23 protein-coding genes are annotated in these 26340 nt (G+C 58.8%); 6 read left to right on the top strand and 17 right to left on the bottom strand.

What is annotated here, in order from left to right; translation table 11 throughout:
- Nucleotides 1-6: 6 nt before the first annotated feature.
- A complete protein-coding gene (locus tag BMY49_RS04730) occupies nt 7-282 on the top strand; it encodes a group II intron maturase-specific domain-containing protein (protein WP_276325969.1) in 276 nt (91 codons plus the stop codon).
- Here BMY49_RS04730 and ppk1 read toward each other — a convergent pair.
- Together ppk1 and hemB are read right to left on the bottom strand one after the other, a co-directional pair.
- On the bottom strand, nt 266-2554 hold the full coding sequence (gene ppk1 / locus BMY49_RS04725) for a polyphosphate kinase 1 (protein WP_244154912.1): 2289 nt from the start codon (nt 2552-2554) through the stop codon (nt 266-268). The genes BMY49_RS04730 and ppk1 overlap by 17 nt on opposite strands.
- Before the next feature lie 124 nt (nt 2555-2678).
- Entirely contained in the window at nt 2679-3686 is a 1008-nt protein-coding gene (gene hemB / locus BMY49_RS04720; protein ID WP_054645254.1) for a porphobilinogen synthase, read from the bottom strand.
- Between the two features lie 160 nt (nt 3687-3846).
- Here hemB and elbB point away from each other — a divergent pair, with 160 nt between their 5' ends.
- Nucleotides 3847-4506 carry an isoprenoid biosynthesis glyoxalase ElbB gene (elbB, locus tag BMY49_RS04715; protein WP_089675015.1) on the top strand — a complete coding sequence of 220 codons (660 nt, stop codon included), beginning with the start codon at nt 3847-3849 and terminating at the stop codon, nt 4504-4506.
- A 78-nt stretch (nt 4507-4584) separates the two neighbouring features.
- Here the strand turns inward: elbB and tatC are convergent, their stop codons facing one another.
- The 13 genes from tatC to BMY49_RS04650 all read right to left on the bottom strand — a co-directional run bounded on the left by tatC (nt 4585) and on the right by BMY49_RS04650 (nt 17044).
- A complete protein-coding gene (tatC, locus tag BMY49_RS04710; RefSeq protein ID WP_062361953.1) occupies nt 4585-5367 on the bottom strand; it encodes a twin-arginine translocase subunit TatC in 783 nt (260 codons plus the stop codon).
- Nucleotides 5364-5783 (bottom strand): Sec-independent protein translocase protein TatB, encoded by a 420-nt coding sequence (tatB, locus tag BMY49_RS04705; RefSeq protein ID WP_054641529.1) that lies wholly within the window; start codon nt 5781-5783, stop codon nt 5364-5366. The genes tatC and tatB overlap by 4 nt, the downstream gene beginning before the upstream one ends.
- A 3-nt stretch (nt 5784-5786) precedes the next feature.
- Nucleotides 5787-6059 carry a Sec-independent protein translocase subunit TatA gene (tatA, locus tag BMY49_RS04700; RefSeq protein WP_044630489.1) on the bottom strand — a complete coding sequence of 91 codons (273 nt, stop codon included), beginning with the start codon at nt 6057-6059 and terminating at the stop codon, nt 5787-5789.
- Between the two features lie 30 nt (nt 6060-6089).
- Nucleotides 6090-6437: a phosphoribosyl-ATP diphosphatase gene (locus BMY49_RS04695; protein ID WP_044630500.1), complete on the bottom strand. Its 348-nt coding sequence runs from the start codon at nt 6435-6437 to the stop codon at nt 6090-6092.
- Nucleotides 6438-6489: 52 nt separating this feature from the next.
- Nucleotides 6490-8112: a ubiquinone biosynthesis regulatory protein kinase UbiB gene (ubiB, locus tag BMY49_RS04690; protein ID WP_058577128.1), complete on the bottom strand. Its 1623-nt coding sequence runs from the start codon at nt 8110-8112 to the stop codon at nt 6490-6492.
- Entirely contained in the window at nt 8109-8771 is a 663-nt protein-coding gene (locus BMY49_RS04685; RefSeq protein ID WP_044630491.1) for a ubiquinone biosynthesis accessory factor UbiJ, read from the bottom strand. Before BMY49_RS04685 ends, ubiB begins: the two co-directional genes overlap by 4 nt.
- A 43-nt stretch (nt 8772-8814) precedes the next feature.
- Entirely contained in the window at nt 8815-9570 is a 756-nt protein-coding gene (gene ubiE / locus BMY49_RS04680) for a bifunctional demethylmenaquinone methyltransferase/2-methoxy-6-polyprenyl-1,4-benzoquinol methylase UbiE (protein WP_044630492.1), read from the bottom strand.
- A 121-nt stretch (nt 9571-9691) separates the two neighbouring features.
- Nucleotides 9692-10075: a gamma-butyrobetaine hydroxylase family protein gene (locus BMY49_RS04675; protein ID WP_044630493.1), complete on the bottom strand. Its 384-nt coding sequence runs from the start codon at nt 10073-10075 to the stop codon at nt 9692-9694.
- Between the two features lie 87 nt (nt 10076-10162).
- Nucleotides 10163-11485 (bottom strand): ATP-dependent protease ATPase subunit HslU, encoded by a 1323-nt coding sequence (hslU, locus tag BMY49_RS04670; RefSeq protein WP_062374819.1) that lies wholly within the window; start codon nt 11483-11485, stop codon nt 10163-10165.
- Between the two features lie 10 nt (nt 11486-11495).
- A complete protein-coding gene (gene hslV, locus BMY49_RS04665; RefSeq protein WP_044630495.1) occupies nt 11496-12029 on the bottom strand; it encodes an ATP-dependent protease subunit HslV in 534 nt (177 codons plus the stop codon).
- Between the two features lie 167 nt (nt 12030-12196).
- Nucleotides 12197-12955, bottom strand: coding sequence for an SPOR domain-containing protein (locus BMY49_RS04660; protein WP_089675013.1), 759 nt, complete (start codon nt 12953-12955; stop codon nt 12197-12199).
- Nucleotides 12956-12958: 3 nt separating this feature from the next.
- A complete protein-coding gene (gene argS, locus BMY49_RS04655; RefSeq protein WP_089675019.1) occupies nt 12959-14644 on the bottom strand; it encodes an arginine--tRNA ligase in 1686 nt (561 codons plus the stop codon).
- A gap of 144 nt (nt 14645-14788) precedes the next feature.
- The gene (locus BMY49_RS04650) at nt 14789-17044 is read right to left on the bottom strand and encodes a primosomal protein N' (RefSeq protein WP_228168343.1); all 2256 of its coding nucleotides are present in this window, start codon (nt 17042-17044) and stop codon (nt 14789-14791) included.
- A gap of 144 nt (nt 17045-17188) precedes the next feature.
- Between BMY49_RS04650 and rpmE the strand changes: the two genes are divergently transcribed.
- Both rpmE and BMY49_RS04640 read left to right on the top strand, forming a co-directional pair.
- Nucleotides 17189-17404 carry a 50S ribosomal protein L31 gene (gene rpmE / locus BMY49_RS04645; RefSeq protein ID WP_044630499.1) on the top strand — a complete coding sequence of 72 codons (216 nt, stop codon included), beginning with the start codon at nt 17189-17191 and terminating at the stop codon, nt 17402-17404.
- Between the two features lie 476 nt (nt 17405-17880).
- Nucleotides 17881-19152, top strand: a complete 1272-nt coding sequence (locus tag BMY49_RS04640) for a malic enzyme-like NAD(P)-binding protein (protein WP_054645111.1) — start codon at nt 17881-17883, stop codon at nt 19150-19152.
- A 228-nt stretch (nt 19153-19380) separates the two neighbouring features.
- On the opposite strand, the gene BMY49_RS04635 is transcribed toward BMY49_RS04640, so the two are convergent.
- Nucleotides 19381-20202 (bottom strand): acyl-CoA thioesterase, encoded by an 822-nt coding sequence (locus BMY49_RS04635; RefSeq protein WP_062374825.1) that lies wholly within the window; start codon nt 20200-20202, stop codon nt 19381-19383.
- Nucleotides 20203-20313: 111 nt separating this feature from the next.
- Between BMY49_RS04635 and tadA the strand changes: the two genes are divergently transcribed.
- Nucleotides 20314-20766 (top strand): tRNA adenosine(34) deaminase TadA, encoded by a 453-nt coding sequence (tadA, locus tag BMY49_RS04630; RefSeq protein WP_208596167.1) that lies wholly within the window; start codon nt 20314-20316, stop codon nt 20764-20766.
- 7 nt (nt 20767-20773) lie between these two features.
- On the opposite strand, the gene mltF is transcribed toward tadA, so the two are convergent.
- Nucleotides 20774-22240, bottom strand: coding sequence for a membrane-bound lytic murein transglycosylase MltF (gene mltF, locus BMY49_RS04625; protein WP_054645112.1), 1467 nt, complete (start codon nt 22238-22240; stop codon nt 20774-20776).
- A gap of 165 nt (nt 22241-22405) precedes the next feature.
- On the opposite strand from mltF, the gene purL reads away from it, so the two are divergent.
- Nucleotides 22406-26332: a phosphoribosylformylglycinamidine synthase gene (purL, locus tag BMY49_RS04620; RefSeq protein ID WP_089675011.1), complete on the top strand. Its 3927-nt coding sequence runs from the start codon at nt 22406-22408 to the stop codon at nt 26330-26332.
- The last annotated feature ends 8 nt before the right edge of the window (nt 26333-26340 follow it).

Raw genomic sequence — 26340 nt, 5'->3', positions numbered from 1 at the left:
GTCGACGTGAAGCGCCCGTTGGAAGCGCTGGATCAATGGATGCGACGCCGACTACGTTGCGTGATCTGGCGGCAATGGAAGCGCCCACAAACCCGGCGCCGGAAACTCCTGGCACTGGGTCTGGACGAGCAACGTGCCTGGAAGTCAGCGGGAAATGGTCGAGGCCCTTGGTGGAACGCCGGAGCGTCGCACATGAATCAGGCCCTGCCACGGAAGTGGTTCGACCGTCTGGGTCTGATCTCGGTACTCGATACGGTAAGATGGCTTAGTCGTTCTTCATGAACCGCCGTGGTACGGAACCGTATGCCCGGTGGTGTGGGAGGGCGCCGGGGGTGACCCCGGCCCCTACCCGATAGCTCTTAGAGGCGTAGGCGTACAGCAGGGTTTCCTGAGCGCTGATCGCGTCGCCGCTGCCGGGGTCCTGTAGCTGGTAGCTGCCGTCGCTTTGCAGTAGCCAGCTCTGGCAGTTATCCACCAGGTAGGTCTCCAGGTCTTTGCGAACGCGGGTGGCAAGTTTCTTATCCAGCAGCGGGAAGCAGGTCTCTACCCTGTGGAACATATTGCGCGACATAAAATCCGCGCTGGAGCACCAGGTTTCTGGCTTGCCGTCGTTATGGAAGTGGAACACCCGGGTGTGCTCAAGGAAGCGGCCAATGATCGAGCGTACGCGAATATTGTCGGATACGCCGGGGATGCCCGGCTTCAGGCAGCACATGCCGCGAATGATCAGATCGCACTCCACGCCCGCTTGAGAGGCGCGATATAGCGCTTTGATCAGCTTGGGTTCGGTCAGCGAGTTGCACTTGATGATGATATGGCCGCGTTTTCCTTTACGTGCCACCTGGGCTTCCCGATCAATCATCTCGACTAAGCGCTCGTGCAGCGTAAAAGGCGCATGTAGCAGCGTATCAATCTTGCGTGCCCTGCCCATGCCCGAGAGCTGCTGAAAGACTTTATGCACATCCGCGCATAGGGCTGTGTTGGCGGTCAGCAGGCTGTAATCGGTGTAGAGCTTGGCAGTTTTGGAGTGATAGTTGCCGGTGCCCAGGTGCGCGTAGTGGCGCAGCTCACCTTTTTCTCGGCGCACGATATGCAGCATCTTGGCGTGGGTCTTGTAAGCCATAATGCCGTAAATCACGATCGCGCCTGCTTCTTGCAAACGTGACGCTAGCTGCAGGTTATCCGCCTCGTCGAAGCGTGCCCGCAGCTCAATCACCACCGTCACCTCTTTACCCTGACTAGCAGCGTCGACCAGCGCGCTGACGATGGGGGAGTCTGAGCCGGTGCGGTAAAGCGTTTGCTTGATGGCCAGCACATCCGGGTCCCGGGCGGCTTCCCGCAGCAAATCCTCAATGGGAGAGAAGGACTGGAAGGGGTGGTGCAGCAATATATCGCTTTTAGCAATGGCACTAAACAGACTGCCGCCTTTCAGCGCTTTGGGCACGCTGGGGGCAAACGGGCGGTAGAGCAGCTCGGGGCGGTCCACATCGCCCAGCACTGCCATCATGCGGGTCAGGTTTACGGGCCCCTGAACGCGATAAAGATCACCGCTCTCCAAGTCAAACTGGCGCAGTAGGAAGTTGGTCAAATCGTCCGGGCAGTTGTCGGCGACTTCCAAACGCACGCCGCTGCCGTAGCGCCGGGCCAGCAGCTCCCCACGCAGGGCCGAGGCAAGATCGGATACCTCTTCAGGATCAACGGTCATGTCCGCGTTGCGGGTCAGGCGGAACTGGTAGCAGCCCTGCACGCGCATGCCAGGAAAGAGCTCTTCGGCATGGGCGTGAATCATTGACGATAAGAATACGTACTCAGAGAAGCCTTCGGCGCAAAGCTCCTTGGGCAGCGCCATTAGGCGCGGCAGCGAGCGTGGGGCGGGCAGAATCGCCATGCCGCCCGCTCGGCCAAAGGCATCTTTGCCTTCAAGTTCGACAATAAAGTTGAGGCTCTTGTTGACCAGCCGTGGAAACGGGTGGGAGGGGTCCAGGCCAATGGGGCTAATCACCGGCATGATTTCGTTATCGAAAAAGTCTCGCACCCAAGCTTTTTGAGCGTCGGTCCACTGGTCGCGGCGGCGGAAACGCAGCCCTTGGGCTTCTAGTGCAGGCAGTAGCGTGTCGTTGAGAATCTCGTACTGACGGGCAATCTGTTGGTGAGCAATCTCGGAAATCTCAGCCAGCACGGCTTTGGGCAGGCGGCCATCAGCAGCGGTGGTGTCATCGCCCAAGGCCATTTGATGTTTTAATCCCGCCACACGAATCTCGAAAAACTCATCCATGTTGGAGGAGAAAATCAGCAGGAACATTAGCCGGTTGAGCAGTGGGTGCGCATCGTCTAACGCCTGCTCTAATACACGAATATTAAACTGTAGGTGAGAAAGCTCGCGGTTAAAGTAGAGCTGCGGATCGTCAAGGTCAGCTTCAGTATGTGACTCTTTTGCTTGAACCCCGGTGGGTGTGCGGTTAATACGCAGCGGTGCAATATCGGCTTCGCCGCTCATTTGCTCATTGGGCGGTACTGGTAATGCTGGCGTGGAATCTATAGCGTTGTCGTCCATGGTTGCCCCCCGCGGTAGTGGCTCGTACTCATCATAGCGTTTTAATGTTTATTAGGGTGAGTATGCAGGGGGAAGATGACAAATAGGTGTCACCGATTTGTCATCTTAATGGCATAAATGACGGTTAACGCTGCAGCAGGCGAGCGGCCTCTAGGGCAAAGTAGGTCAAGATGCCGTCGGCCCCAGCGCGCTTAAAGCACATCAGCGACTCCAGAATCACTGGCTCCGCTTCTAGCCAGCCGTTATCGAACGCTGCACGGTGCATGGCGTACTCACCGCTGACCTGATAGGCAAAGGTGGGAACCTGCAGCTCGCTTTTGACCCGACGGACCACGTCCAGGTAGGGCATGCCCGGTTTGACCATGACCATGTCAGCACCTTCGGCAATGTCCATGGCCACTTCGTGCAGCGCTTCATCGCTGTTGGCGGGGTCCATCTGATAGGTACGCTTGTCCGCTTTGCCCAGATTGGCGGCTGAGCCGACCGCATCGCGGAAGGGGCCGTAATAGTGGGAAGCATACTTGGCGCTGTAGGCCATAATGCGCACGTTATGCAGATGCTCCTGCTCCAGCACTTGGCGAATGGCACCAATGCGGCCATCCATCATATCGGAAGGGGCCACTACATCGGCGCCTGCTTCCGCGTGGGAGAGCGCTTGTTTGAGTAACGTGTCGACGGTGCGATCGTTTTGAACGTACCCCTGCTCATCGAGAATGCCGTCCTGCCCGTGGCTGGTATAAGGATCGAGGGCCACATCGGTAATGATCCCCAGCTCGGGCAGCGCCTGTTTGAGCGCACGCACGCTGCGCTGTACGAGGCCACTGGCGTTGTACGCCTCTTCGGCCAGCTCGCTTTTCTGCTCAGGGCCAATCACCGGGAATAGCGCCAGTGCGGGAATACCCAGCGCATAGGCTTCGCGGGCCTGCTCAATCAGCAGATCAATCGAGAGGCGCTCGACGCCGGGCATGGAGGCCACCGCTTCACGCTGATTTTCACCTTCCAGAACAAATACCGGCAGGATAAGGTCGTTGGGCGTTAGCGTCGACTCTTGCATCAAGCGGCGCGAGAAGTCATCCCGACGCATACGGCGCATTCGGGTAGCGGGGAAGTGGCGTGGGCTTGAGGTATTCAACGGCTCTCTCCAGGCAATTGCATCGTGGGCGCCCCGTGTATCAGGGCTTGGTGTGAGTATATCAGGCATGCCATACAGCGAAAGCCGCCTTGTGGCGGCAATAGAGACTGACTAAAGTGAGCCATTCAGCCACAGAGATGGCTTGGACAAGGAGATAGGTATGACGAAGCAGGTAGCAATCGTATTGGCGGGTTGTGGCGTGTTTGATGGCTCGGAAATTTACGAGACCACCCTGACGCTGTTACGCCTTGATCAATTGGGGATCGGTTATCGCTGCTTTGCCCCGGATGTGGCTCAGCACCATGTGATCAATCACCTGGACCAATCGCCGGTGGAGGGGGAAACCCGCAACGTACTGCAGGAGTCTGCCCGTTTGGCCCGTGGTGATATTAGCCCGATTACCGAACTCGATTCTGATGAGTTCGATGCAGTGATCGTGCCGGGTGGCTTTGGCGTGGCCAAAAATCTCTCTGATTTTGCCATGCAGAGTGACAGCATGCAGGTGCTGGAGAGCGTCAAAGAGGCGTTAGCCGGATTTAAAGAGGATGCCAAGCCCATCGGTTTAATGTGCATTGCCCCGGTGATGGTTCCGCGCCTGTTGGGCGATGGCATTGCGGTCACCATTGGGCATGATCCGGGCGTCGCCGGGGCCATTAGCGCGATGGGTGGCCTGCATCGCAGCTGTGGCGTAGAAGAGATTGTGGTGGATCATGAGCATCGTGTAGTGACAACGCCAGCATATATGCTCGCTACGCGTATCAGTGAAGCCGCTACCGGTATTTTTAAGCTGGTAGACCGCATTGATGAAATGATGGGCTAAGTGTCAGCGCTTAGTAGGGGAAAAGCCTCTGTCATCCTGGGATGACAGAGGCTTTTTAGTACCGGGCACGCAGAGAGCTTACGACTCCTGATCTTCGGCGTCTGCTTCTGCGCGGCGCTTGCGGACCAAGCGGCCAAAGAGCAAACCAACCTCATATAAAAGATACATAGGGATCGCTAGCAGGCTTTGGGATATGACATCCGGCGGTGTCAGTAGCATACCCACCACAAAGCAGCCTAAAACAATGTAAGGTCGCTTTTTGGAGAGACTCTCAACGGTTGTGGCACCAGATAAAATCAGCAGGAAGGTGGCAATGGGAATCTCAAAGGCCACCCCAAACGCAAAGAACAGCTTCAGTACAAAGTTGAGGTACTGGTTGATGTCGGTCATTACCGCAACGTTTTCCGGGCCGGTTTGGGTGAAAAACTCAAACAGCAACGGAAACACCACGTAGTAAGCAAAGGCCGCACCGGCATAAAACAACGCCACGCTGGATACTAAAATCGGTATGGCCAACATTTTTTCGTTGTCGTAAAGCCCTGGCGCGACGAAGGCCCAGGCCTGATGCAGCACAAAGGGGATAGCAATAAAGACCGCCACCACCAGGGTGAGCTTGAACGGCGCTAAGAAGGGAGAAGCCACCTCGGTGGCAATCATCTGTGAGCCTTCTGGGAGCAGCGACATCAGTGGGTCGGCCACAAAACTGTAGATGTCGTTCGCAAACGCGTAAAGCCCCAGAAACACCACCAGAATTACCACAATGGCCTTCATCAAGCGCGAACGCAGTTCGATGAGATGCTCAATGAGAGGCGCTTGGCTTTGGTCGTTATGCGGCTCCGGGGAATCGCCAGACATACTCATTGGTGGTTGCTATCCTTTTGATGATCGGCCTTGTCAGTGGGGGCTGGGGTATCTTCACGCACCGTTTGCAGCGCGTCGTCTAGCCGGGCACTGGCGCTTGCTACTCGCTGCTCGGTCGCTTGCTGATTAGCGGTCGCATTGCTGCTGGGCGAGGGAGACTCGGCAATGCTCTCCACGTCCTGCTTGGCTTTCTTCAAGCTATCGTCGAGCTTCTTCTGCTGCTCGTTCAGCTTTTGCCGCAGCTCTTCCGCTTCCAGTTGGGCGCTGATCTCACGCTGCATGCCGGATACCGTACGCTTGATCTTGCCGATCCATAGCCCTGCCGTGCGTGCCGCTTTGGGCAGCCGTTCAGGGCCGAGCACCAGTAGCGCCACGATGCCAATGAGCATGAGTTCAAGAAAGCCGATATCCAGCATGGCTTATTTGCGCTCTTCGTTACGGTCAGCAGCAGCGCGTTTCTCTTCCGCCTGTACGTCGTAGGTATTGCCGGCTTCTTCGTGGCTCACTTTCGCTTGAGGCTGGTCGGCGTCTTTCTTATCGCCCTCTTTTTCCTCTTCGTGCATGGCTTTCTTAAAGCCCTTCACTGCACCGCCAAGGTCGGTGCCCACGTTACGCAGTTTTTTAGTGCCGAAAATCAGGATGATAATGCCCAGAACAATCAGCAACTGCCAAATACTGATACCACCTAACATATGCATTTCCTCATTGGAGCAGGGTTAACGTTATGATCGGGACGCTTTTTCGTCGTGACCAGAAATACCGAACCGCCGGGCGAGTTCATCAAGTACTCGCTGATGGTCAAGATCCAGATGCGACAGCATGACAAGGCTATGAAACCACAGGTCGGCCGTTTCGGCGATCAACGCTTCACGGTCCTGTTCGCTGCCGTGCTCGGCGTCTTTGGCTGCCAGCAGCGTTTCGGTGGCTTCTTCGCCGACTTTTTCGAGTATCGTGTTCAAACCCTTATGATGCAAGGAGGCAACATAAGAATCTTCTGGATTAGCGTGGCGGCGCTGCTTTAAAACCTCAGCAAGGGCGTCAAGCACAGGAACATGGTTAGCGTCGGTCATGGTGTTCTCTTTATCAATCGGCGGCGTCGTTTCGTCAAGTGATTGCATCGTATCAGTGCCAGAGCAGCAGTATTAAGCCGGCACCGGCAGCCGCGAGTATCGGCCAATCCTGAGTGGCAGCCCAACTACTGAGTGGCTGCCAAACCAGCGCAATAGCGACGAGGGCCAAGCCAATGCGCAGCCGATGCTGGCGCTTACCTTGCTGACTCATTTGACGGCGCATCTGGCTGATCGCTGTCACTTGCTGATGGCGCTGACGGTGCTCATGCTCCATGCGGCTAAGCGCCTGATGGGCAAGCACCGGTAGCTCGGGCAGTTGATGAGAAAGCGCCGGCGCTTGGCGCTTGAGGGACTCCCACAACCCACCAATGCCTGCCCGCTCTTTCATCCACTTTTCTAGGTAGGGCTTGGCGGTGCTCCATAAGTCCAGCTCTGGATAGAGCTGGCGGCCCAGGCCTTCAATATTGAGTAGCGTCTTTTGCAGCAGCACCAATTGGGGCTGCACTTCCATATTAAAACGCCGAGCGGTCTGGAAAAGCCCGAGCAGCACCTGTCCAAAAGAGATGTCCTTGAGCGGCTTCTCTAAAATGGGCTCGCAAACTGTGCGGATAGCGGCGGCAAATTCGTTGGCGCGGGTGTTTTCACCTACCCAGCCCGATTCAATGTGCAGCGCAGCGACCTCGTAGTAATCCTGATGGAAAAATGCCAGCAGGTTACGGGCAAGGTAGTCCTGATCTTCCCGGGTGAGGCTGCCGACAATGCCGCAGTCGATCGCAATATATTGCGGGTCTTCCGGGTCATCGCAGTTCACAAAGATGTTGCCGGGGTGCATATCCGCATGGAAGAAGTTATCGCGGAACACCTGGGTGAAGAAAATTTCCACCCCGCGCTCGGCGAGCTTCTTCAAATTTGTGCCCCGTGCGATCAGGGTGTCCAAATCGGCGACCGGCACGCCGCGAATGCGCTCCTGCACCATGACGTGGCGTCGAGTGTAGGGCCAGTAAATGGTCGGCACAAACAGCAGCGGTGAGTCTTTGAAATTACGCTTGAGCTGCGAGGTATTGGCGGCCTCCTTGTAGAGGTCCAGCTCGTCGAACAGTGTCGCCTCGTAATCGCGGATTACTTCGACCGGCCGTAAGCGCCTAGCTTCCGGCACTTTGGAAAGCAGTTTGGCGACCTGATACATCAAGCCCATGTCTTGACGCATGATGCGGTCAATGCTGGGGCGGATGATCTTGACCACCACGTCTTCGCCGCTGTGAAGTGTAGCGGCGTGGACTTGGGCAATTGATGCCGATGCCAATGGCACGCGATCAAAGGCGGCAAAGGCTTCTGCCAGCGTCATCTCCAGCTCGTTTTCTACCCGCGCGGCGGCTAGTTCGCCAGGGAAGGGCGGCACCTGATCCTGTAGGCGCTTCAGCTCGTCGGCGATATCTTCGGGCAGCAGGTCGCGGCGGGTAGAGAGCATTTGACCAAATTTAATAAAAATCGGCCCCAGCGCCTCTAGCGCCAAACGCAAACGCTCGCCGCGGCTACGCTGGCCCAGGGGCACTAGCTGCAGCGGCGACAGCTTCAGCAGCAAGCGCATCCATAGCGGTAGGCGTTCAGCGGGAATCAAAGTGTCTAAACGGTGCCGCGTGACGACCCAGACAATTTTAAACAGCCGCAGGCTCATCCGCGCTGCTCCTTAGGCGTTGATGGTTCCGCTGGCTGCGTGAGTCGCTTATGGAGACGGTTAAGTCGCGCTTCCAGACGGTCGGTGGCGATCTCAAGCTCGGTCAGGTGGTCGCGGAGCACGTCGCGCTGTTGGCGGCCGGGAAGCAGGCGAGCTTCCTCAAACACGTACTCCGATACGTCCTGCAGCAGCTCGTCTTTGGCACGCAGTCCCCAGCGGGCCGCACGTCGAATACCTTCCGCCAGTGAGTGAGCAGGCATATCGCCTAGCCAGCGCGCCAGCTCGCTCTCCCAATCAATATCCAGATCGAACAGCAGATCGCGGGTTGCTTCCAATAGGTGGATACGCCCGCGTACGGCCAGTTTCCCGTCGAACATCAGCCGCTCAATGGAAGCGCCGCTCAGCCATTCGGAGAGCGTTTCAGGCGTCAGTTCCACCACGGCATCAACGTCGGTCTCTTCCACCTCATCGCCATGTTGCAGATCAACGCCTGTCGCGTGGTAGCACAGAAGAAGCGCCAAATGAGGTTTCTCAAGCCGAACCAGCAGTCGACTGCCCGCTAGCGCCGCCAGCCGCGCAGGTGCGGCTGGATCGCGGGCAAGTAGAGCATTTAACGTGCGTTCACATCCGGCCAGCAGCAGGGTCGGGGTGATTAGCATGCTGACCTCTGGTGCCAGAGGATGATTGCTTGATGCTGCTGTGTCATAACTTGATGCCGCGGTGAAGGGCGACGATACCGCCGGTCAGGTTGGTGTACTCGACCCGCTCAAGGCCCGCGGCTTCCATCATGCCTTTCAGGGTTTCTTGATCCGGATGCATGCGAATTGATTCGGCTAAGTAGCGATAGCTTTCGCCGTCACCCGCCACCAGCTCGCCCATTTTGGGCAGCAGGCGGAAAGAGTACTCATCGTAGGCCTTGGAGAGCAGCGGGTTGTTGGGCTTGGAGAACTCCAGCACCAGCAGGCGGCCGCCTGGCTTGAGTACCCGTGCCATAGAACGCAGCGCGGCATCTTTATCGGTGACGTTACGCAAGCCGAAGGCAATGGTAATACAGTCGAAGCTGTTATCCGGGAAGGGTAGGCACTCGGCGTTGGCTTGAACGTACTCCACGTTGCCACCTACGCCGTTATCCATCAGCTTGTCGCGGCCAACGCGTAACATGGAGGCATTGATGTCGGCCAAAACGACTTTGCCACGCGGGCCAACTAAGCGGGAGAACTTTAGGGTGAGATCGCCCGTGCCGCCAGCGATGTCCAGCACATGGTGCCCTGGGCGAACGCCTGCACGCTCAATGGTGAGTCGTTTCCAGATCCGGTGAATGCCCATGGACATCAGGTCGTTCATCACGTCATAGCGGGCGGCCACTGAGTGGAATACATCGGCCACGCGAGAGGCTTTCTCGTCGACCGGCACTTCTTGGTAGCCGAAATGGGTAGTGCGTTTTTCGGTGGGGCTCATGGGGCTTTAGCTCCCGAGTTCGAGGCGGTAGTTGTCGACCGTTAGGTCATCGCAATAAGTAGTTGGCAACATTGTAGCCTTCCCGACCCCGGCTTGTCTGCGCTTCACCTGGGGCACCGCGTCACAGCTGCTTGAATTGAATGCCCGCAGGCTCGCGGGAGGCCCCTGCCTCTTCCAAGCGTTTGAGATAGTTCTGCCAATAGGCATCTTGATGTGTGGCAAGGTCAAACAGGTAGTTCCAGCTAAACAAGCCGCTGTCGTGACCGTCATCAAAGTGCAGTTTGAGCGCGTAGTTACCGGCCTGGGTAATATTTTGCAGGCCGACTTCCTTTTTACCGACTTGCAGAACGGCCGTGTCACCGCCGTGGCCGCGCACTTCAGCTGAAGGGGAGTAAACCCTTAAAAATTCAACGGGTAGTCGATAGGTGTCACCGTTGGCATAGCCAAGCTCCAGCTCGCGAGCCTGCTTATGGTAGTGAACCCGTGTGGGTGTCGGGGCGTTCATAAATACGGGAACCTCGTGACGATAAGTAGCAAAAGCAGCCTGCCCGCAAAGCGGACAAGCTGCCGGTGGCTATACCGATACTAGCGCTTACAGAATATAGCGCGACAGGTCTTCGTCGACCGCCAGTTCGCCTAGCTGAGCGTTGACGTAGTCAGCGTCGATGACCAAGGGGCTATCCATATCACCACCCTTGAACGATGCCTCTTCCAATAGGCGCTCTAGCACAGTGTGCAGGCGGCGAGCACCGATATTCTCGGTGCCTTCGTTCACTTGCCAGGAGATTTCGGCAATACGCTCAATACCGTCCGGGGTGAACTCAAGATCCAGCCCTTCAGTTGCCAGCAGCGCTTGGTACTGCTTGGTCAGTGAGGCAGAAGGCTCGGTGAGAATCCGCTTGAAGTCGCCCGGCGTTAGCGCATCCAGCTCAACGCGAATCGGCAGGCGGCCCTGCAGTTCCGGAATGAGGTCTGAAGGGCGCGACAGGTGGAAAGCACCGGAAGCGATGAACAGAATGTGGTCGGTTTTGACCATGCCGTACTTGGTCGACACCGTCGAGCCTTCAATCAGCGGCAGCAGGTCACGCTGCACACCTTCCCGAGATACTTCGCCGCCGCTTGACTGGCCGCTGCCCTTGGCGACCTTGTCGATCTCGTCCAGGAACACGATGCCGTGCTGCTCGACGGCTTCCACGGCGCGGGCTTTGATCTCTTCTTCGTTGACCAGTTTGCCGGCCTCTTCATCACGTAGTAGCACCAGCGCTTCTTTCACGGTCACCCGGCGCTGCTCACGCTTCTGCTGGCCCATGTTGGAGAACAGGCTCTGCAGTTGGCTGGTCATCTCTTCCATACCCGGAGGGGTCATGATGTCGATGCCTTGGCCGTGGGAGGAGATCTCAATATCGATCTCTTTATCGTCCAACTGGCCTTCACGCAGCTTTTTGCGGAAGGTCTGGCGGGTGCTGCTATCTTCGCGGGGCTTATCTTCCTGGCCTCGGGGCGGCGGCAGCAGGGCGTCGAGTACACGGTCTTCAGCGGCGTCTGCGGCGCGGTGGCTAACTTCTTCTTTGGCGTACTCGCGGACCATCTTGATCGCCGCTTCCATCAGGTCGCGGATAATCGACTCGACGTCGCGGCCCACGTAGCCCACTTCGGTGAACTTGGTGGCTTCTACCTTGATAAACGGCGCACGGGCCAGCTTCGCCAACCGGCGGGCAATTTCGGTTTTACCCACGCCGGTGGGGCCAATCATCAGAATGTTTTTCGGCGTAACTTCCGGGCGCAGCTCGTCGTCGAGCTGCATACGACGCCAGCGGTTACGCAGGGCAATAGCCACTGCGCGCTTGGCATCTTGCTGGCCGATAATGTACTGATCCAGCGCATGGACGATTTCGCGGGGTGTCATCTGGGTCATTAAAGTGGCCTCAACGTTCGTTGATGTTCAGCTCTTCGAGCGTCACGTGGTGATTGGTGAATACGCAGATGTCACCAGCGATGGCGAGGGATTTTTCGGTAATCTCGCGAGCAGACAGCTCAGTATTTTCGAGCAGCGCGCGGGCGCTGGCCTGGGCAAAGTTGCCGCCTGAGCCAATCGCAATAATGCCGCGCTCTGGCTCAACCACATCGCCGTTACCGGTAATAATCAGCGAGGCGCTGTGGTCGGCCACGGCCAACAGGGCTTCTAAGCGGCGCAGCGCGCGGTCGGTGCGCCAATCTTTGGCAAGCTCAACTGCTGCCTTGGTTAAATGGCCCTGATACTTTTCAAGCTGCGCTTCAAAACGCTCAAATAGGGTAAACGCATCAGCGGTGCCACCGGCGAAACCGGCCAGCACTTTGCCACGGTAAAGGCGGCGTACTTTGCTGGCATTGCCTTTCATCACGGTGTTGCCAAGCGAGACTTGGCCATCGCCTGCGAGGGCTACTTGGTTACCGCGGCGAACGGAAACAATTGTGGTCATGGAGATAACTCCTTGGGGGAGACGCGCTCCCGATGACTGATCGGCCGCCTGGGCGGCCGTATAAAAAGCGATTCCCAACAAAATGCGGGCGGCTGATAAAAAATCAACCGCCCGCAAGCGAAAGCCATCAGATAAAGCGTGCCTGGCGCAGCTCAGCACGCTGTTAGTTAGTTCTGTAGCTGTATCAGCAGCGGCTCAATGCCTTGTGTGCTCATTAAGTCCTGAGCGCGGTTGAGCTCGCGGGTGTCGTCGTAGGGGCCAACCTGAACCCGGTGCCAGGTATCACCGTTGGCCTGCACTTCGCTGATCTGCGCTAGCAGGCTTAGGTTACGCAAACGACTGCGCAGCTGTTCGGCATCGCCAATCTCACGAAACGAAGCGGCTTGCAGCATATAGCGGCTGGGCGTGCTATTGCTGGCCGCGGGTGCCTGCTGAGCGGCAGCGGCCTGCTCGTTGGGGCGCGTGTTGGCGGCAATCACCTGAGCAATGGGGTCGTCAGCAGGCGTGCTGGTGGCGGTTTCTGTGCTATCGGTTGCCGTATCGCTTGCGTCTGCATCACTGGCCGTTACGGTCGGGGGCGTGACGGTCGAGGGAATCGCTCCGCCGGGGGCGATGACTTCGGTTTCAGGCAGCAGCGTGTAGAACTCGAACGTAGGCATGGAGGGCTCGGTGGGCGTTTCGGTTTGCCGCGCTGCGCTGCGCTCATCGCTACCCGCGGGTTTTGGCAGTACCGTCGCCTGAGGAACCTCCTGCTGATCTTGCCAGGGAGCAGTGCCGTGCTGGTGCTGGGCGAGGAAAAAACCAGCGGCGACCCCGACAATCCCCCACAGCCAGCCGGGAATGCGTAGCCCGCCCCCAGAGCGGCGGGCGGACTTACGCTGCGACGTGGCTCCACGGCGGGTGGGCTTAGTGCGCGGGCTGGCCATGAACTACATCTCCTCGGGTGCGCTAACACCCATAAGGTCCAGACCATTGCGCAGCACTTGGCGGGTTGCTAGGCCCAGGGCTAGGCGAGTGTTGCGCAGCGTGTCGTCATCGACCATCACTTTGACCGCGTTGTAGCAGGTGTGGAAGTCACCGGCCAAGTCCAGCAGGTACTGGGCGACTTGCTGCGGCTCGCGGTTCTTGGCGGCGTGTTCGACCACCTCCGGATAGCGGGCCAACCGGTTCAGCACCGCTTTCTCCTGATCGCTATCGAGCAGTGCCAAGTGGGCCGTGGCGATGCTGTGATCGAAGGGTTGGCCTGCCTCTTCGGCTTTGCGCAACATGCTGCACACCCGCGCGTGGGCATACTGAATGTAATACACCGGGTTGTCGTTGGACTGCGACCGGGCGAGGTCGATGTCAAAGGTCAACTGAGAGTCCGCGCGCCGTGCCGCCAGGAAGAAGCGCGTTGCATCACGGCCCACTTCATCAATCAAATCGCGAATAGTGACGTAGCTGCCTGCGCGCTTGGAGAGCTTCACTTCGACCCCAGAACGGGTGACCATCACCATCTGGTGCAGCACGTAGTCGGGCCAGCCTGTCGGGATGCCCACTTCCAGCGCCTGCAGGCCTGCGCGTACGCGCGTGACGGTGGAGTGGTGGTCAGCACCCTGTTCATTGATCACGGTTTTAAAACCGCGCTGCCATTTGTTCAGGTGGTAGGCGACGTCGGGCAGGAAGTAGGTGTAACCCCCTTCGCGCTTGCGCATTACGCGGTCTTTGTCATCGCCAAAGTCGGTGGTGCGCAGCCACATCGCGCCATCTTTTTCATAGGTGTGGCCGTTGGCGACCAGTTTTTCGACGGTGGCCTCGACCTTGCCATCTTCGTAGAGCGAGGACTCCAGGAAGTAAACGTCAAACTCGACGCCAAAGGCTTTGAGGTCTAGATCCTGCTCGCGGCGCAGCCAGGCAACGGCAAAGGCTTGAATGGCATCTAAATCATCCGCATCCGCTTTAGCCGTTACTTCGCGGTCATCGGCGGTGACCGTTTTGCCCGCCATATAGTCGTTGGCGACATCCACGATGTACTCGCCGCGATAGCCATCTTCCGGCCAGCTGGCATCGTCGGGGCCGAGGCCTTTAGCACGAGCCTGAACGGAAAGTGCTAAGTTCTTAATCTGAGCACCCGCGTCGTTGTAGTAGAACTCGCGGGTCACGTCGTAGCCCGTGGCTTCCAGCAGGCGGCAAAGGCTGTCGCCAATCGCCGCACCTCGGCCGTGGCCTACGTGGAGCGGGCCAGTGGGGTTGGCAGAGACAAACTCCACCTGCACTTTCTCGCCTTTGCCGATTAGGCTGCGGCCAAAAGCATCGCCACTATCCAGCACCTGAGCAACGATTTGTGCAGCGGCGTCCGTGGCGGCAAAGAAGTTGATAAACCCAGGACCCGCAATCTCAGTTTTTTGAATGGCATCGCTGGCGGGCAGGGCGGCGACGAGGGTGTCGGCCAGCTCGCGTGGCTTCATGCCGGAAGGCTTGGCCAACATCAGTGCGAGGTTGGTGGCGTAGTCGCCGTGGGCCTTGTCTTTGGTAGGGTCCACTTTGATCGTGGGCGTTAAGTCGTTGGGCAGCACGCCTTGGTGCTTAAGCGCGTCAACCGCGCCTTCGAGCAGAGAAATAATCGTATCTTTCATGTAAATATCCGGATGTCGTCGGTGGCGGCGTGTGCAGGCGCCCAGGTAATGCAGCGGCAAAGCGGTCATTATCGGCAATTGGCGCGCAGTTTCAAAGCCGTATTCCCTTAGGATAGGACTTGCGTTGGATACGAGCTCTGGCGGCTAGGCCAGGGTTTGTGGATCGATGTCAATCGACCAGCGCACTTTGCGCGCCTCTCGGTTGGCTTCTAGCCACTGCACCAGCCAGTTAGCGGCGGCGTGGCGGTGGCTACGTTTGTCAGCAGTGATCATGACATGAATGTGGTAGCGGTTTTGGCGACGCTCCATGGGGGCGGGCACGGGCCCCAGGCAGCGTACCGGCACATTGGCGTCCTTCAACCACTGGCGTAGCGCCTGGGCGGCCTGCTGGGCCAGCGCTAGGGCGGCGTGCTCTTGGGGGCTTTCGACACGTAGTAGGGCCATAAAGCTGAACGGTGGCAGTTTGGCAATGCGGCGCTCTTCCAGCAGGTTGCGGGCCAGCGCGCCGTAGCCATGTTCGGCCAGCTGGCCTAGGTGTGGGTCATCCGGGTGGAGAGTTTGCACCAGCACCCGGCCAGGGTGGGCGGCGCGGCCTGCGCGCCCCGCTACTTGCTCCAATAGCTGTGCGCTGTGCTCTAGGGCGCGAAAATCCGCCGCGTAGAGGCCGCCATCGGCGTTGACCACCACCACCAAGGTGACGTGGGGCAGGTGGTGGCCTTTGGCGAGCATTTGAGTACCCACCAGCAGGCAGGGCTCGCCGCGCTGAATCTCTTTGAGCACCTGCTCGAAGCTCTCTTTTTTGCGCGTGCTGTCGCGGTCAATACGGTGAACAGTGGTGTCAGGGAACAGCCCTTGTAGCGTCTCCTCGGTGCGCTCCGTGCCGCTACCCAGCGCACGTAAATCGCCGCTGCCGCACTCTGGGCAGGCATCCGGCAGGGCGCGGCGGCTGTCGCAGTGGTGGCAGGCCAGCAGCGGTGGCTGGCGGTGTAGCGTCATACGCGCATCGCACTGGCCACATTCGGCCATCCAGCCGCAGCTATGGCAGGCTAGGCTCGGCGCAAAGCCGCGCCGGTTGATAAAAATGAGCGCCTGCTTGCCCGCCGCGAGGGTGCTTTTGATGGCTTTGATGGCCCCCGGCAACAGCCCGCCTTGGCGACGTTGATGACGCAGGTCGATTAGCTCTAACTTAGCGGGCGGGTGACGGCTGGGCCGCTGAGTTAGCCGCAGGTGTCGATAAGCGCCCGTAAGCGCCTTCTGCAGGCTTTCAAACGAGGGCGTCGCGCTGCCCAGTAATAGGGGAATGCCGTGGTAGTGCGCCCTGGCAACAGCAAGGTCCCGTGCGTGGTAGCGCAGCCCGTCGTGCTGTTTATAGGAGCCGTCGTGCTCTTCATCGACGATGATCGCGCCGGGGTTTGCCAGCGGGGTGAAAATGGCCGAACGGGTGCCGATAATCACCAGTGCGCGGCCGTTGGCGGCGGCTTCCCATACATCTAAGCGCTCTGGGTCGGTAAGCCCGGAGTGCAGCGCCACCACCGGCACGCGAAAACGGCTTTTGAACCGCGCTAGCGTTTGTGGTGTGAGGCCAATTTCGGGCACGAGCACCAGGGACTGCTTTCCTTTGGCAGCGAGCGCTTCGATGAGCTGTAGGTAAATCTCGGTTTTGCCGCTACCGGTCACGCCTTCCAATAAACAGGGGTGGTAGCCGTCGAGTTTTTCATGCAGCACGGATAGCGCAGTGGCCTGTTCACGGTTGAGCGGCAGCGACGGGGAGGCGAGTAAGCTTCCGCCGGTGGGTTGAGCGGCGGTGAGGGTAATCTCTTGGGGTTGGGTAAAGCCTTTTTTTTGCAGCGCTAATAGCTGGTCTCGGGTGAAGCCGTGGGCGCTCACGGCGCGGCCCGGCAGCCCGTGAGGGTGCTGGCGAAGAAGCGCATAAAGCTCCGCCTGTTTAGGCGCGCGTGCCAGCGCTGTTTCATCGTTGGGTAGCGGAAGCCACAGGGTTTGGGTGCGCCCTGCCATAGGGTGGCCCTGGCGTAGCCTGGCGGGCATAGCGTGCTGCATGGTATCGCCCAGGCTGTGCTGGTAGTAACGCGCTGCAAACTGGCACAGCCACTGCCAGTCGCTGGGTAATGGGCCCTCATCCAGCGCTTCACCGATGGCCCGCAGCTGCGAGCGCGGTAATTCGCTGCCGGAAGCCAAAGACACCACCACTCCGACGACATCGCGGCGGCCAAACGGCACCCTTACCCGCAGCCCAGGCTGCCAGCCACAGGCGGGAGCCCTCGGTGCGGGTAAGTAGTCAAACAGGCGTCTTAGCGGCGACGGTAACGCGACCTTGAGCACCTGAAAAGCGCCCTTAGGCAGCCCAGGTGACGATGGCTGGGCAGAAACAGAATCGGACAATTGGCCTCCGGCGATTAGTTTGCTAGAATGCGCGGCCGCTCTGAATCTATCGGATGGAGCGGTTAACCGGTTAGCAGTTTTTCAAACCCGTATGCGGTGCCTGGCAACGGATCAGGTGGCGGCATATAGCTTATGAGGCTCAAGATGAAACAAGGTATCCACCCGAATTACAACACGGTCACCGCCAACTGTTCTTGCGGTGCAAGCTTCCAGGTCGGTTCTACCTCTGGTCAGGACTTCTCTCTGGACGTATGCTCCAACTGCCACCCGTTCTACACGGGCAAGCAGAAGCAAGCGACCACTGGTGGCCGCGTAGAGCGCTTCAACAAGCGTTTCGGCGCTGCTATCAAGCGCGGCTAATCCTAACGGATTAAGCCTATCGCAGGCACGCATTGTGCTCTGTGCAAAAGCCCACGCCACGGCGTGGGCTTTTTGTCCCTAAGGGACTACCCTTTTTATTAGCGTTCCTACTGCCTGAATGTGTTGCCACTTGCTTTACGGCACGTTGCTTGACGTGTTGCCCTCCTAACGCGGTTCTTTTTCTACTTACTTGGTCATCTTTTCCACAGGGTGTTTTGACAACCAGGTGTGGATAACTATGTGTTGCTCTTATTGGAATTTATTTCCAAAAATACTGCGCTGCATCAATAAGGAAACCTTTATAGCTGATGGCTGGATGCATAAGTTGCAGCAAATAACGTGGAAAAGTTCCGAAATGGAAGGGAATGTGGCTAAAACGATCGTTTCGTAGGTAAGTTTACTACGTGCTTGAGGCGCCTAGGTTTTTTCTATATTCTGATACAACTTTTCTACTTTAGGCTGATGAGACCTTTACTATGACGGATGCAAATAAGCAGGCAGCTTTGGATTATCACGCTAAGCCGATCCCCGGTAAGCTTTCCGTGGAGTTGACCAAGCCCACCGCGACAGCTCGGGATTTGGCGCTAGCGTATAGCCCAGGCGTTGCTGAGCCGGTTCGCGAAATCGCTCGCGAAGCGGAAAATGCGTACCGTTATACCGGCAAAGGTAACCTAGTCGCGGTTATTTCAGATGGCAGTGCGATTCTGGGTTTGGGCAACCTTGGCCCGCTGGCTAGTAAGCCGGTGATGGAAGGTAAAGGCGTGCTGTTCAAGTGCTTTGCGGGCATTAACTCCGTTGATATCGAAGTAGACGCTGAAAGCCCGCAGGCGTTTATCGACACCGTTGCCCGCATTGCCGACACCTGGGGCGGTATTAACCTGGAAGATATCAAAGCGCCTGAGTGCTTTGAGATCGAAAAGACGTTAGTTGAACGCTGCAACATCCCTGTATTCCACGATGACCAGCACGGCACGGCAATTGTGACCGCTGCGGGCATGCTCAACGCGCTGGATATCGCGGGCAAGCGGATTGAAGACGTGAAAATCGTCTGCATGGGCGCCGGGGCGGCTGCTATTGCTTGTATGCGCCTGCTGATCTCCTGCGGTGCTAAGAAAGAGAACTTAGTGATGCTGGATCGTCGTGGCGTCATTCACACTGAGCGTGACGGCATCAACGAGTACAAAGCGGAGTTCGCCCGCGATACCGACATGCGCACGCTGGACGATGCCATCGACGGCGCGGACGTGTTTATCGGCCTCTCTGGCCCGGGCCTGCTCTCTGCAGATCAGGTGAAGAAAATGGCCGCTGACCCGGTGATTTTCGCCTGCACCAACCCCGACCCGGAAATTCACCCGGACGTAGCCCGCGAAGCGCGCCCGGATGTGATCATGGCCACCGGCCGTTCGGACTTCCCGAACCAGGTGAACAACGTGCTGGGCTTCCCGTTCATCTTCCGCGGCGCGCTGGATGTGCGCGCCACGCGTATCAACGAAGCCATGAAGCTGGCGGCGGTGCATGCACTGAAAGACCTGGCCCGCGAGCCGGTTCCCCAGGAAGTGCTGAACGCCTACGAGCGTACCGAGATGAGCTTCGGGCGTGATTACATCATCCCCACGCCGGTGGATATCCGTCTGCTGGCGCGCGTGTCATCTGCAGTGGCCCAGGCAGCGGTCGACTCTGGCGTGGCCCGCAAGCCGTACCCGGCTCACTACCCGCTGAAAACCATTAATGACGTGTATGGTGGGTAATTAACAAGGCCACTTAGGTCAGGGCAGCCCGTAACGGGGGTCTTTCGCCATGGCCGAAAAATGCTCCCTGCAATTTCGGTATTTCCACCATCCATGGCGGTCAGATGGCGAAAGTAGCGCCCAAGGACGGGTTTACAGCGCCCCCCGTCTAGGGTTGTGCTGACCGGTATTTTACAACGCCCGCACACTGCGGGCGTTGCTGTTTTTAGAGGTGTTTAGAGCAGAGGTTCAAGACTGCGGATAGCGCACCAACCCCTCCTGCGCCGTCGTGGCGACTAAACGCCCATCGCGGCGATAAATATGGCCCCTCGCCAAGCCCCGTGCGCCACCACTCCAGGGGGAGTCGATGGCGTACAGCAGCCACTCATCTAGCCGCGTATCTTCGTGCAACCAAATCGCATGGTCGAGACTGGCAATGCGCAGTTTCGGGTCGGTGTACTTGATGCCATGAGGAATCAGTCCGGTGGTCAGCAGGTTGAAATCTGACGCATAAGAGAGCAGATGACGATGCAGTGTCGGGTCATCCGGGAGCGGTCCACCTGCAAAGCGGAACCACAGGCACTGACCGGCCGGTGACGCGCTGTCCGGCTTATCCTTCAAGTGCAAAAACTCGATAGGGTGGCCGGGGAAGCGCGCGTGTTTGGCATCGCCGCTCTCTATAAGCGCTTCCGGCGTGGGCACTTCTGGCATGGCCCGCTGATGATTGATGCTCTCTTCAGCGCTCTGAAAAGAGGCGCTGCAGAAAAAGATCGGTCGCCCTTTCTGAATAGCCGTCACCCGCCGTGTGGTAAAGCTGCCGCCGTCGCGAATGGTATCGACCTGATACACCACCGGGCGGTGCGGGTCGCCTGGGCGCAAAAAATAGCCGTGCTGGGAGTGCGGGCGGCGTTCATCCGGCACCGTGCGCGCCGCTGCGGCCAGTGCCTGGCCCAACACTTGGCCGCCATACAGTTGGGGAAAGCCTAAATCTTGGCTCTGGCCTCGAAATAGCGTCTCTTCAAGGGTTTCAAGCTCTAACAAGTTGACCAGTGACTTCAGCGCGTCGTTCATTCTCTGTATCCTTGGTGCTGTCTGTTTTCCCGCCGATGATTGCAAGTATACCCAGTGCGGCCATCACGCTATTAAAACGATCGTTTTGCTACCTTAGCGGAGTTTGCCTTGATACGCAGCGATGAATTTTACATGCACCGCGCTATGGACCAAGCGCACCTGGCGTTTACCAACGGAGAAGTGCCGGTGGGCGCGGTGGTGGTGGATACCCAGGGGGAGATTATTGGTGCTGGCCACAATGCACCGCTGGCAAGCTGCGACCCCAGCGGCCACGCCGAGGTGCGTGCGCTACGCGAGGCGGGGCAGCGGCTGGGCAACTACCGTTTAGAGGGCTGTACGCTGTTTGTAACGCTAGAGCCCTGCATGATGTGCGCAGGCACTATGGTGCATGCGCGCATTGCCCGTTTGGTATACGGCGCGCCCGAGCCACGCACGGGCATGGTGGAGTCAAAGGCCAACCTGCTTGCTCAGCCCTGGTTTAATCATCAGATAGAGATTACGGGCGGCGTGCTAGCAGTGCCGGCCAAAAGGCTGCTCAAGCAGTTTTTCGCTGAAAAACGTTAGCGCGCGATTACTGCTCAACCGGCGGAATAATATCGAACAGCAATAATGGTTCTTCACTGGCTGGCGTTTGCTCTAGCTGGAAAAACTGTTGTCGGCTGCGCTCCACATACTCAATCATCTCGTAGTAGCGGCGGATGTTGCGCACATAGATGACCGGCTCGCCGCCACGGGCATAGCCGTGGCGGGTTTGGCTATGCCACTCTCGTTCCTGTAAGAGCGGGAGCGCCGCACGAACGTCCTGCCAGCGATCCGGATCGCCGCCGCGCATCTCGGCAATCTTACGCGCATCGTAAAGGTGGCCAAGGCCTACATTGTAGGCTGCCATGGCCATGTAGAGCCGGTCATCCCCGGTAATGCTGTCTGGAAGCCGGTCTTTAATACTGCGCAGGTAGCGCGCGCCGCCATCAATACTCTGTGCAGCATCGGTGCGGTCGGCTACGCCCATTTCGCTGGCCGTGGGGTTGGTCAGCATCATCAGGCCGCGAACCCCGGTGGGGGATACAGCGGTCGGGTCCCAGTGCGACTCTTGATACCCGACGGCGGCCAGTAGCTTCCAATCAAAGCCGGTATCGCGGGCCGCTTGCTTGAATAGCTCGGTGTAGTTGGGCAGACGTTCGTCAAGGTGGGCGAGAAACGTTCGAGTGCCCACGTACTCAAGATAGTCATCGTGGCCAAAATAGCGACTTACCAACTGCTCCAGGGTGCCGTTCTCTTGCAGCTCCTGGAGAAATTGATTGGCGGCTTCTAATAATCCAAGTCCGCGGCCGCTAGGAACCGCCCAGGCCAGAGAGAGCGGCTCGCCTAAAAAGAAGCCGCGTTCGACGTTAGGGAAAAACAGCCGGTTCAAACGAAACTGATGATCAAAAATAATCGCCGCATCCAGGGTGCCGCTCTCTACCCGCGCCAGTAGTTCGGCCACTTCAAGCTCGTGAGACTCTTTCCAAGTAAGGCTGGGGTAGTCACGCTGCAGTGATAGCAGTGCCTGACTGGTGCCCGCTTCGCTTAGCGTGCCAAGTTCCAGGTCGACAAGATCTGCCGGTTCATCAATGCCGTTGAGCCCGCGGCGATACACCACCAGCGGCTGCATCTGAATGATGGAGCGGGTGTAGTGAATGCCTGGTGAATCCGCCAGCAGGGGGAGGGCCGCGGCACCTAAGTCGCCCTGCTCGCGCACGGCGGGGAGCACGCTCTCCGGGTGGTGGCTTGCGTTCAGGTTGAGGCTAACTCCCAGGTAGTCCGCAAAGCGGTGCATCAACTCATACTCAAAGCCAGTCGGCCCCTGGCGGCCTTCGTAATAGGTGGTAGGTGTGTTGCGAGTGTGAATAGTGATGAACTCTTTTGCATTAATTTGCGCTAAATGTTCACCGCTTGGTACCGACGAACTGTGCGGCACCAAAATAAGCAAAAGTGTCGCGATCATCGCGAAATACGCCCGGTAATAGGCGATAAAGTGTTGGTAAATCAATGTCGGCATGATGTCTTGTCAACATGGAACAGTCTGCCACGATACCCAGCCTGATAGACGCTGTCACCTTGTTGATTTCGTGTGGCCGTCGCTTTCCAGTATCATAGTGGGATTGCCGCTTTGCGGCCCGGTGATTTCCTGCTCGAACTCTCCCTGCTTTAGAGGCTCCCAGATATGCTCGAACTGCGAGGCGCACCCGCCCTTTCTGCCTTCCGCCATGAACGGCTGTTAACGGTGTTGCGTGACCGTGTTCCGGAGGTGGAGGCACTGTCTGCCCATTACGTCCACTTCATTGACCACCACGAAGAGCTCGATCATGCCGCCGAGGCGCGGTTGGCGAAACTGCTGGAGTACGGCAGCCGAGACAGCCAAGAGATTCCCGACAACGCCCAGCGCTTTTTGGTCGTCCCGCGTTTAGGCACCCAGTCACCGTGGTCCTCTAAAGCAACCGACATTGCCCACAACTGCGGGCTTAGCCAGATCAGCCGCATTGAACGCGGCATTGATTACCGCGTAGAGCTGCGCGGCGCACCCAGCACAGAACAGCTGGAAGCGATTAGCGCGCTGCTCCATGACCGCATGACCGAACACGTACTGGCCGACGTAGCCGAGGCGGGCAAACTGTTTGCCCACCACTCGCCTGCGCCCCTTGGCAGCGTGGATATTCTGGAAGGCGGTCGCGACGCTCTTGTCACGGCTAACCGCGAACTTGGCCTTGCGCTGGCAGACGATGAGATCGACTACCTGGTAGCCGCCTTTATCGAGCTAGGCCGCAACCCCAGCGATGTTGAGCTGATGATGTTCGCCCAGGCGAACTCTGAGCACTGCCGCCACAAAATCTTCAATGCAGATTGGGTCATCGACGGCGAAGCCCAGAGCCACTCGCTGTTTAAGATGATCAAGAACACCTTCGCCACGTCACCGGATAACGTGCTCTCTGCGTACAGCGATAACGCGGCGGTGATCAAAGGCAGCCACGGCGGACGCTTCTTCCCCACGCCGCTCACCGGTGCCGAGGGCGAGCGTGCCAGCTACGATGCCCATCAAGAGCCGATCCACATTCTGATGAAGGTGGAGACCCACAACCACCCCACGGCCATTGCGCCGTTCCCCGGTGCGGCCACCGGCTCTGGCGGTGAGATTCGGGACGAAGGCGCGACCGGCATCGGCGGCAAGCCGAAAGCAGGTTTGTCCGGCTTTACCGTCTCTAACCTGCGCATTCCTGAATTTGTTCAGCCCTGGGAAGCCTTCGACTACGGCAAGCCCGAGCGCATGCAGTCCGCACTCAATATCATGCTGGACGGCCCGATTGGCGGTGCCGCGTTCAATAACGAGTTTGGCCGCCCCAACCTGACCGGCTACTTCCGCACCTACGAGCAGGATGCGCTCGGCGAAGGCGGCATTGCGCGTCGCGGCTACCACAAGCCGATCATGATTGCCGGTGGCTACGGCAACATTCGCGCACAACACGTGCAAAAAGGCGAGATCCCGGTCGGCGGCAAGCTGATCGTCATGGGCGGCCCGGCGATGCTGATCGGCCTGGGCGGTGGTGCGGCCTCCAGCATGGCCTCCGGTGAGTCCAGCGCGGACCTGGACTTCGCCTCTGTGCAGCGGGAAAACCCGGAAATTGAGCGCCGTGCCCAAGAAGTCATCGATCGCTGCTGGGCGCTGGGTGAGAAAAACCCGATTCGCTTCATTCACGACGTAGGCGCGGGCGGGCTGTCTAACGCCCTGCCGGAGCTGGTAAAAGACGGCAACCGTGGCGGTCTGTTCGACCTGCGTGCGGTGCCCAATGCCGAGCCGGGCATGAGCCCGCTGGAAATCTGGTGTAACGAAGCCCAGGAGCGCTACGTACTGGCAGTAGCCCCTGAAGACTTGGATACCTTCGACGCGCTGTGCAAGCGCGAGCGCTGCCCTTACGCGGTAGTGGGCGAAGCCCAGGCGGAGCACCACCTGGAAGTGCGCGACGGCCACTTCGAGACCAAACCGGTCGATCTGCCCATGAGCGTGCTGTTTGGCAAGCCGCCGAAGATGACCCGTTCGTTTGAGCGCCAAACCCCTGAGCTCTCGGGCGTCATGCTGGATAACCTGGACCTGCGCGAAGCGATGGATCGGGTGCTGCGCCTGCCCACGGTGGCCTCGAAAAGCTTCCTGATCACCATCGGCGACCGTTCCATCACCGGCCAAGTAGCTCGCGATCAGATGGTCGGCCCCTGGCAGGTGCCGGTGGCCGACGTAGCGGTCACCACCGCCAGCTTCGATACCCATGCCGGTGAAGCCATGGCCATGGGCGAGCGCCCGCCGGTGGCGCTCATCAACCCCGCCGCCAGCGCGCGCTTAGCGGTGGCAGAAGCAATTACCAACTTAGCCGCCGCGCCGATTGCCAAGCTGTCGGATATCAAACTCTCTGCCAACTGGATGAGCGCCGCCGACCACCCCGGTGAAAACCAGGCGCTGTACGACGCCGTGCATGCCGTGGGCATGGAGCTGTGCCCGGCGCTGGGGATTGCCGTGCCGGTGGGCAAGGACTCCATGTCCATGCGCACCGCGTGGCAAGAGGGCGATGACGCCGAAGAGAAGAGCATTACCTCGCCGCTGTCGCTGGTGGTGACTGGCTTTGCACCGGTGACCGACGCGCTGGCGACGCTGACGCCGCAGATCAACCTGGAGCAGGATGAGTCTGATCTGATTTTGATCGACCTGGGTAATGGCCAGAATCGCCTTGGCGGCTCGGCGCTGGCGCAGGTCTATGGCCAAGTGGGCGATGAGTGCCCCGATGTGGACGACCCGGAAGATCTGAAAGCGTTTTTCGAAGTGATCCAAGGTCTGAACCGCGACGGTAAGCTGCTGGCTTACCACGACCGCAGCGACGGTGGCCTGTTGGTGACGCTGCTGGAGATGGCTTTTGCCGCGCACGCCGGTCTCGAAATCAAGCTCGACTGGCTGATCGACGAGCCGGTAGAAGCCTTCAACGCGCTGTTCTCTGAAGAGCTGGGGGCGGTGATCCAGGTAAGCCGTGAGCACACCGAAGAGGTGCTGACGCAGTTCGCCATGGCCGGTATCGAAACCTGCGGCGTGATTGCTCGCCCGCGTTACGACGACCAAGTGCGTGTCACGCTGTTCGAAGAGCCGCTGCTGGAGACTACCCGTCAGCTAACCCAACGCACCTGGTCCGAGACCAGCTACCGCATGCAGGCGCTACGGGATAACCCGGAATGCGCGAAGAACGAGTTCGACAACCTGCTCGACGTTCGCGACCCGGGCCTCAGCGCCGCACCGACTTTCGATATCAACGACGATATCAGCGCGCCGTATATCAACACCACCAAGCCGGCGGTGGCCGTGCTGCGCGAGCAGGGCGTCAACGGTCAGGTAGAGATGGCCTGGGCCTTCCACAAAGCGGGCTTCGATGCGGTGGACGTGCACATGAGCGACATCCTGGAAGGCCGTGTCTCCCTGGAGGAGTTCAAAGGCTTAGTGGCCTGTGGCGGTTTCTCCTACGGCGACGTGCTGGGAGCAGGCGGCGGCTGGGCGAAGTCAGTGCTATTCAATGAACGCGCCCGCGAGCAGTTTGAAGCTTTCTTCAACCGAGACGACAGCTTCTCGCTGGGCGTGTGTAACGGCTGCCAGATGCTCTCGCAGCTCAAAACGCTGATTCCCGGTGCGGAAAACTGGCCTGCCTTTGTGCGCAACGAGTCCGAGCAGTTCGAGGCCCGCGTTTCCATGGTTCGGGTCGAGAAGAGCCCCTCGATTCTGCTGGCGGGTATGGAAGGCTCCAAGCTGCCCATCGCTGTGGCCCACGGGGAAGGCCGCGCCGAGTTCCGCGATACGGCGCACCTGCGCAGCATGCAGTCGAGCAGCCAAATTGCCCTGCGCTATATCGATAACTACGGTCAAGTCACTACGCGCTACCCGGCCAACCCCAACGGCTCCCCGTCGGGCATTACCGGCCTGACCACGCCGGATGGCCGCGTGACGATCATGATGCCGCACCCCGAGCGGGTGACCCGCGCGGTCACTAACTCCTGGCGTCCGGCGGAGTGGACCGAAGATGGTGCGTGGCTGCGCTTGTTCCGCAATGCGCGGGTATGGCTGGGCTAACATCATGT

The sequence above is a fragment of the Vreelandella aquamarina genome, assembly GCF_900110265.1.
GTDB lineage: Bacteria > Pseudomonadota > Gammaproteobacteria > Pseudomonadales > Halomonadaceae > Vreelandella > Vreelandella aquamarina.
The sequence above is the reverse complement of the archived record's forward strand: the minus strand, read 5'-3'. Positions and strand labels throughout refer to the sequence as shown.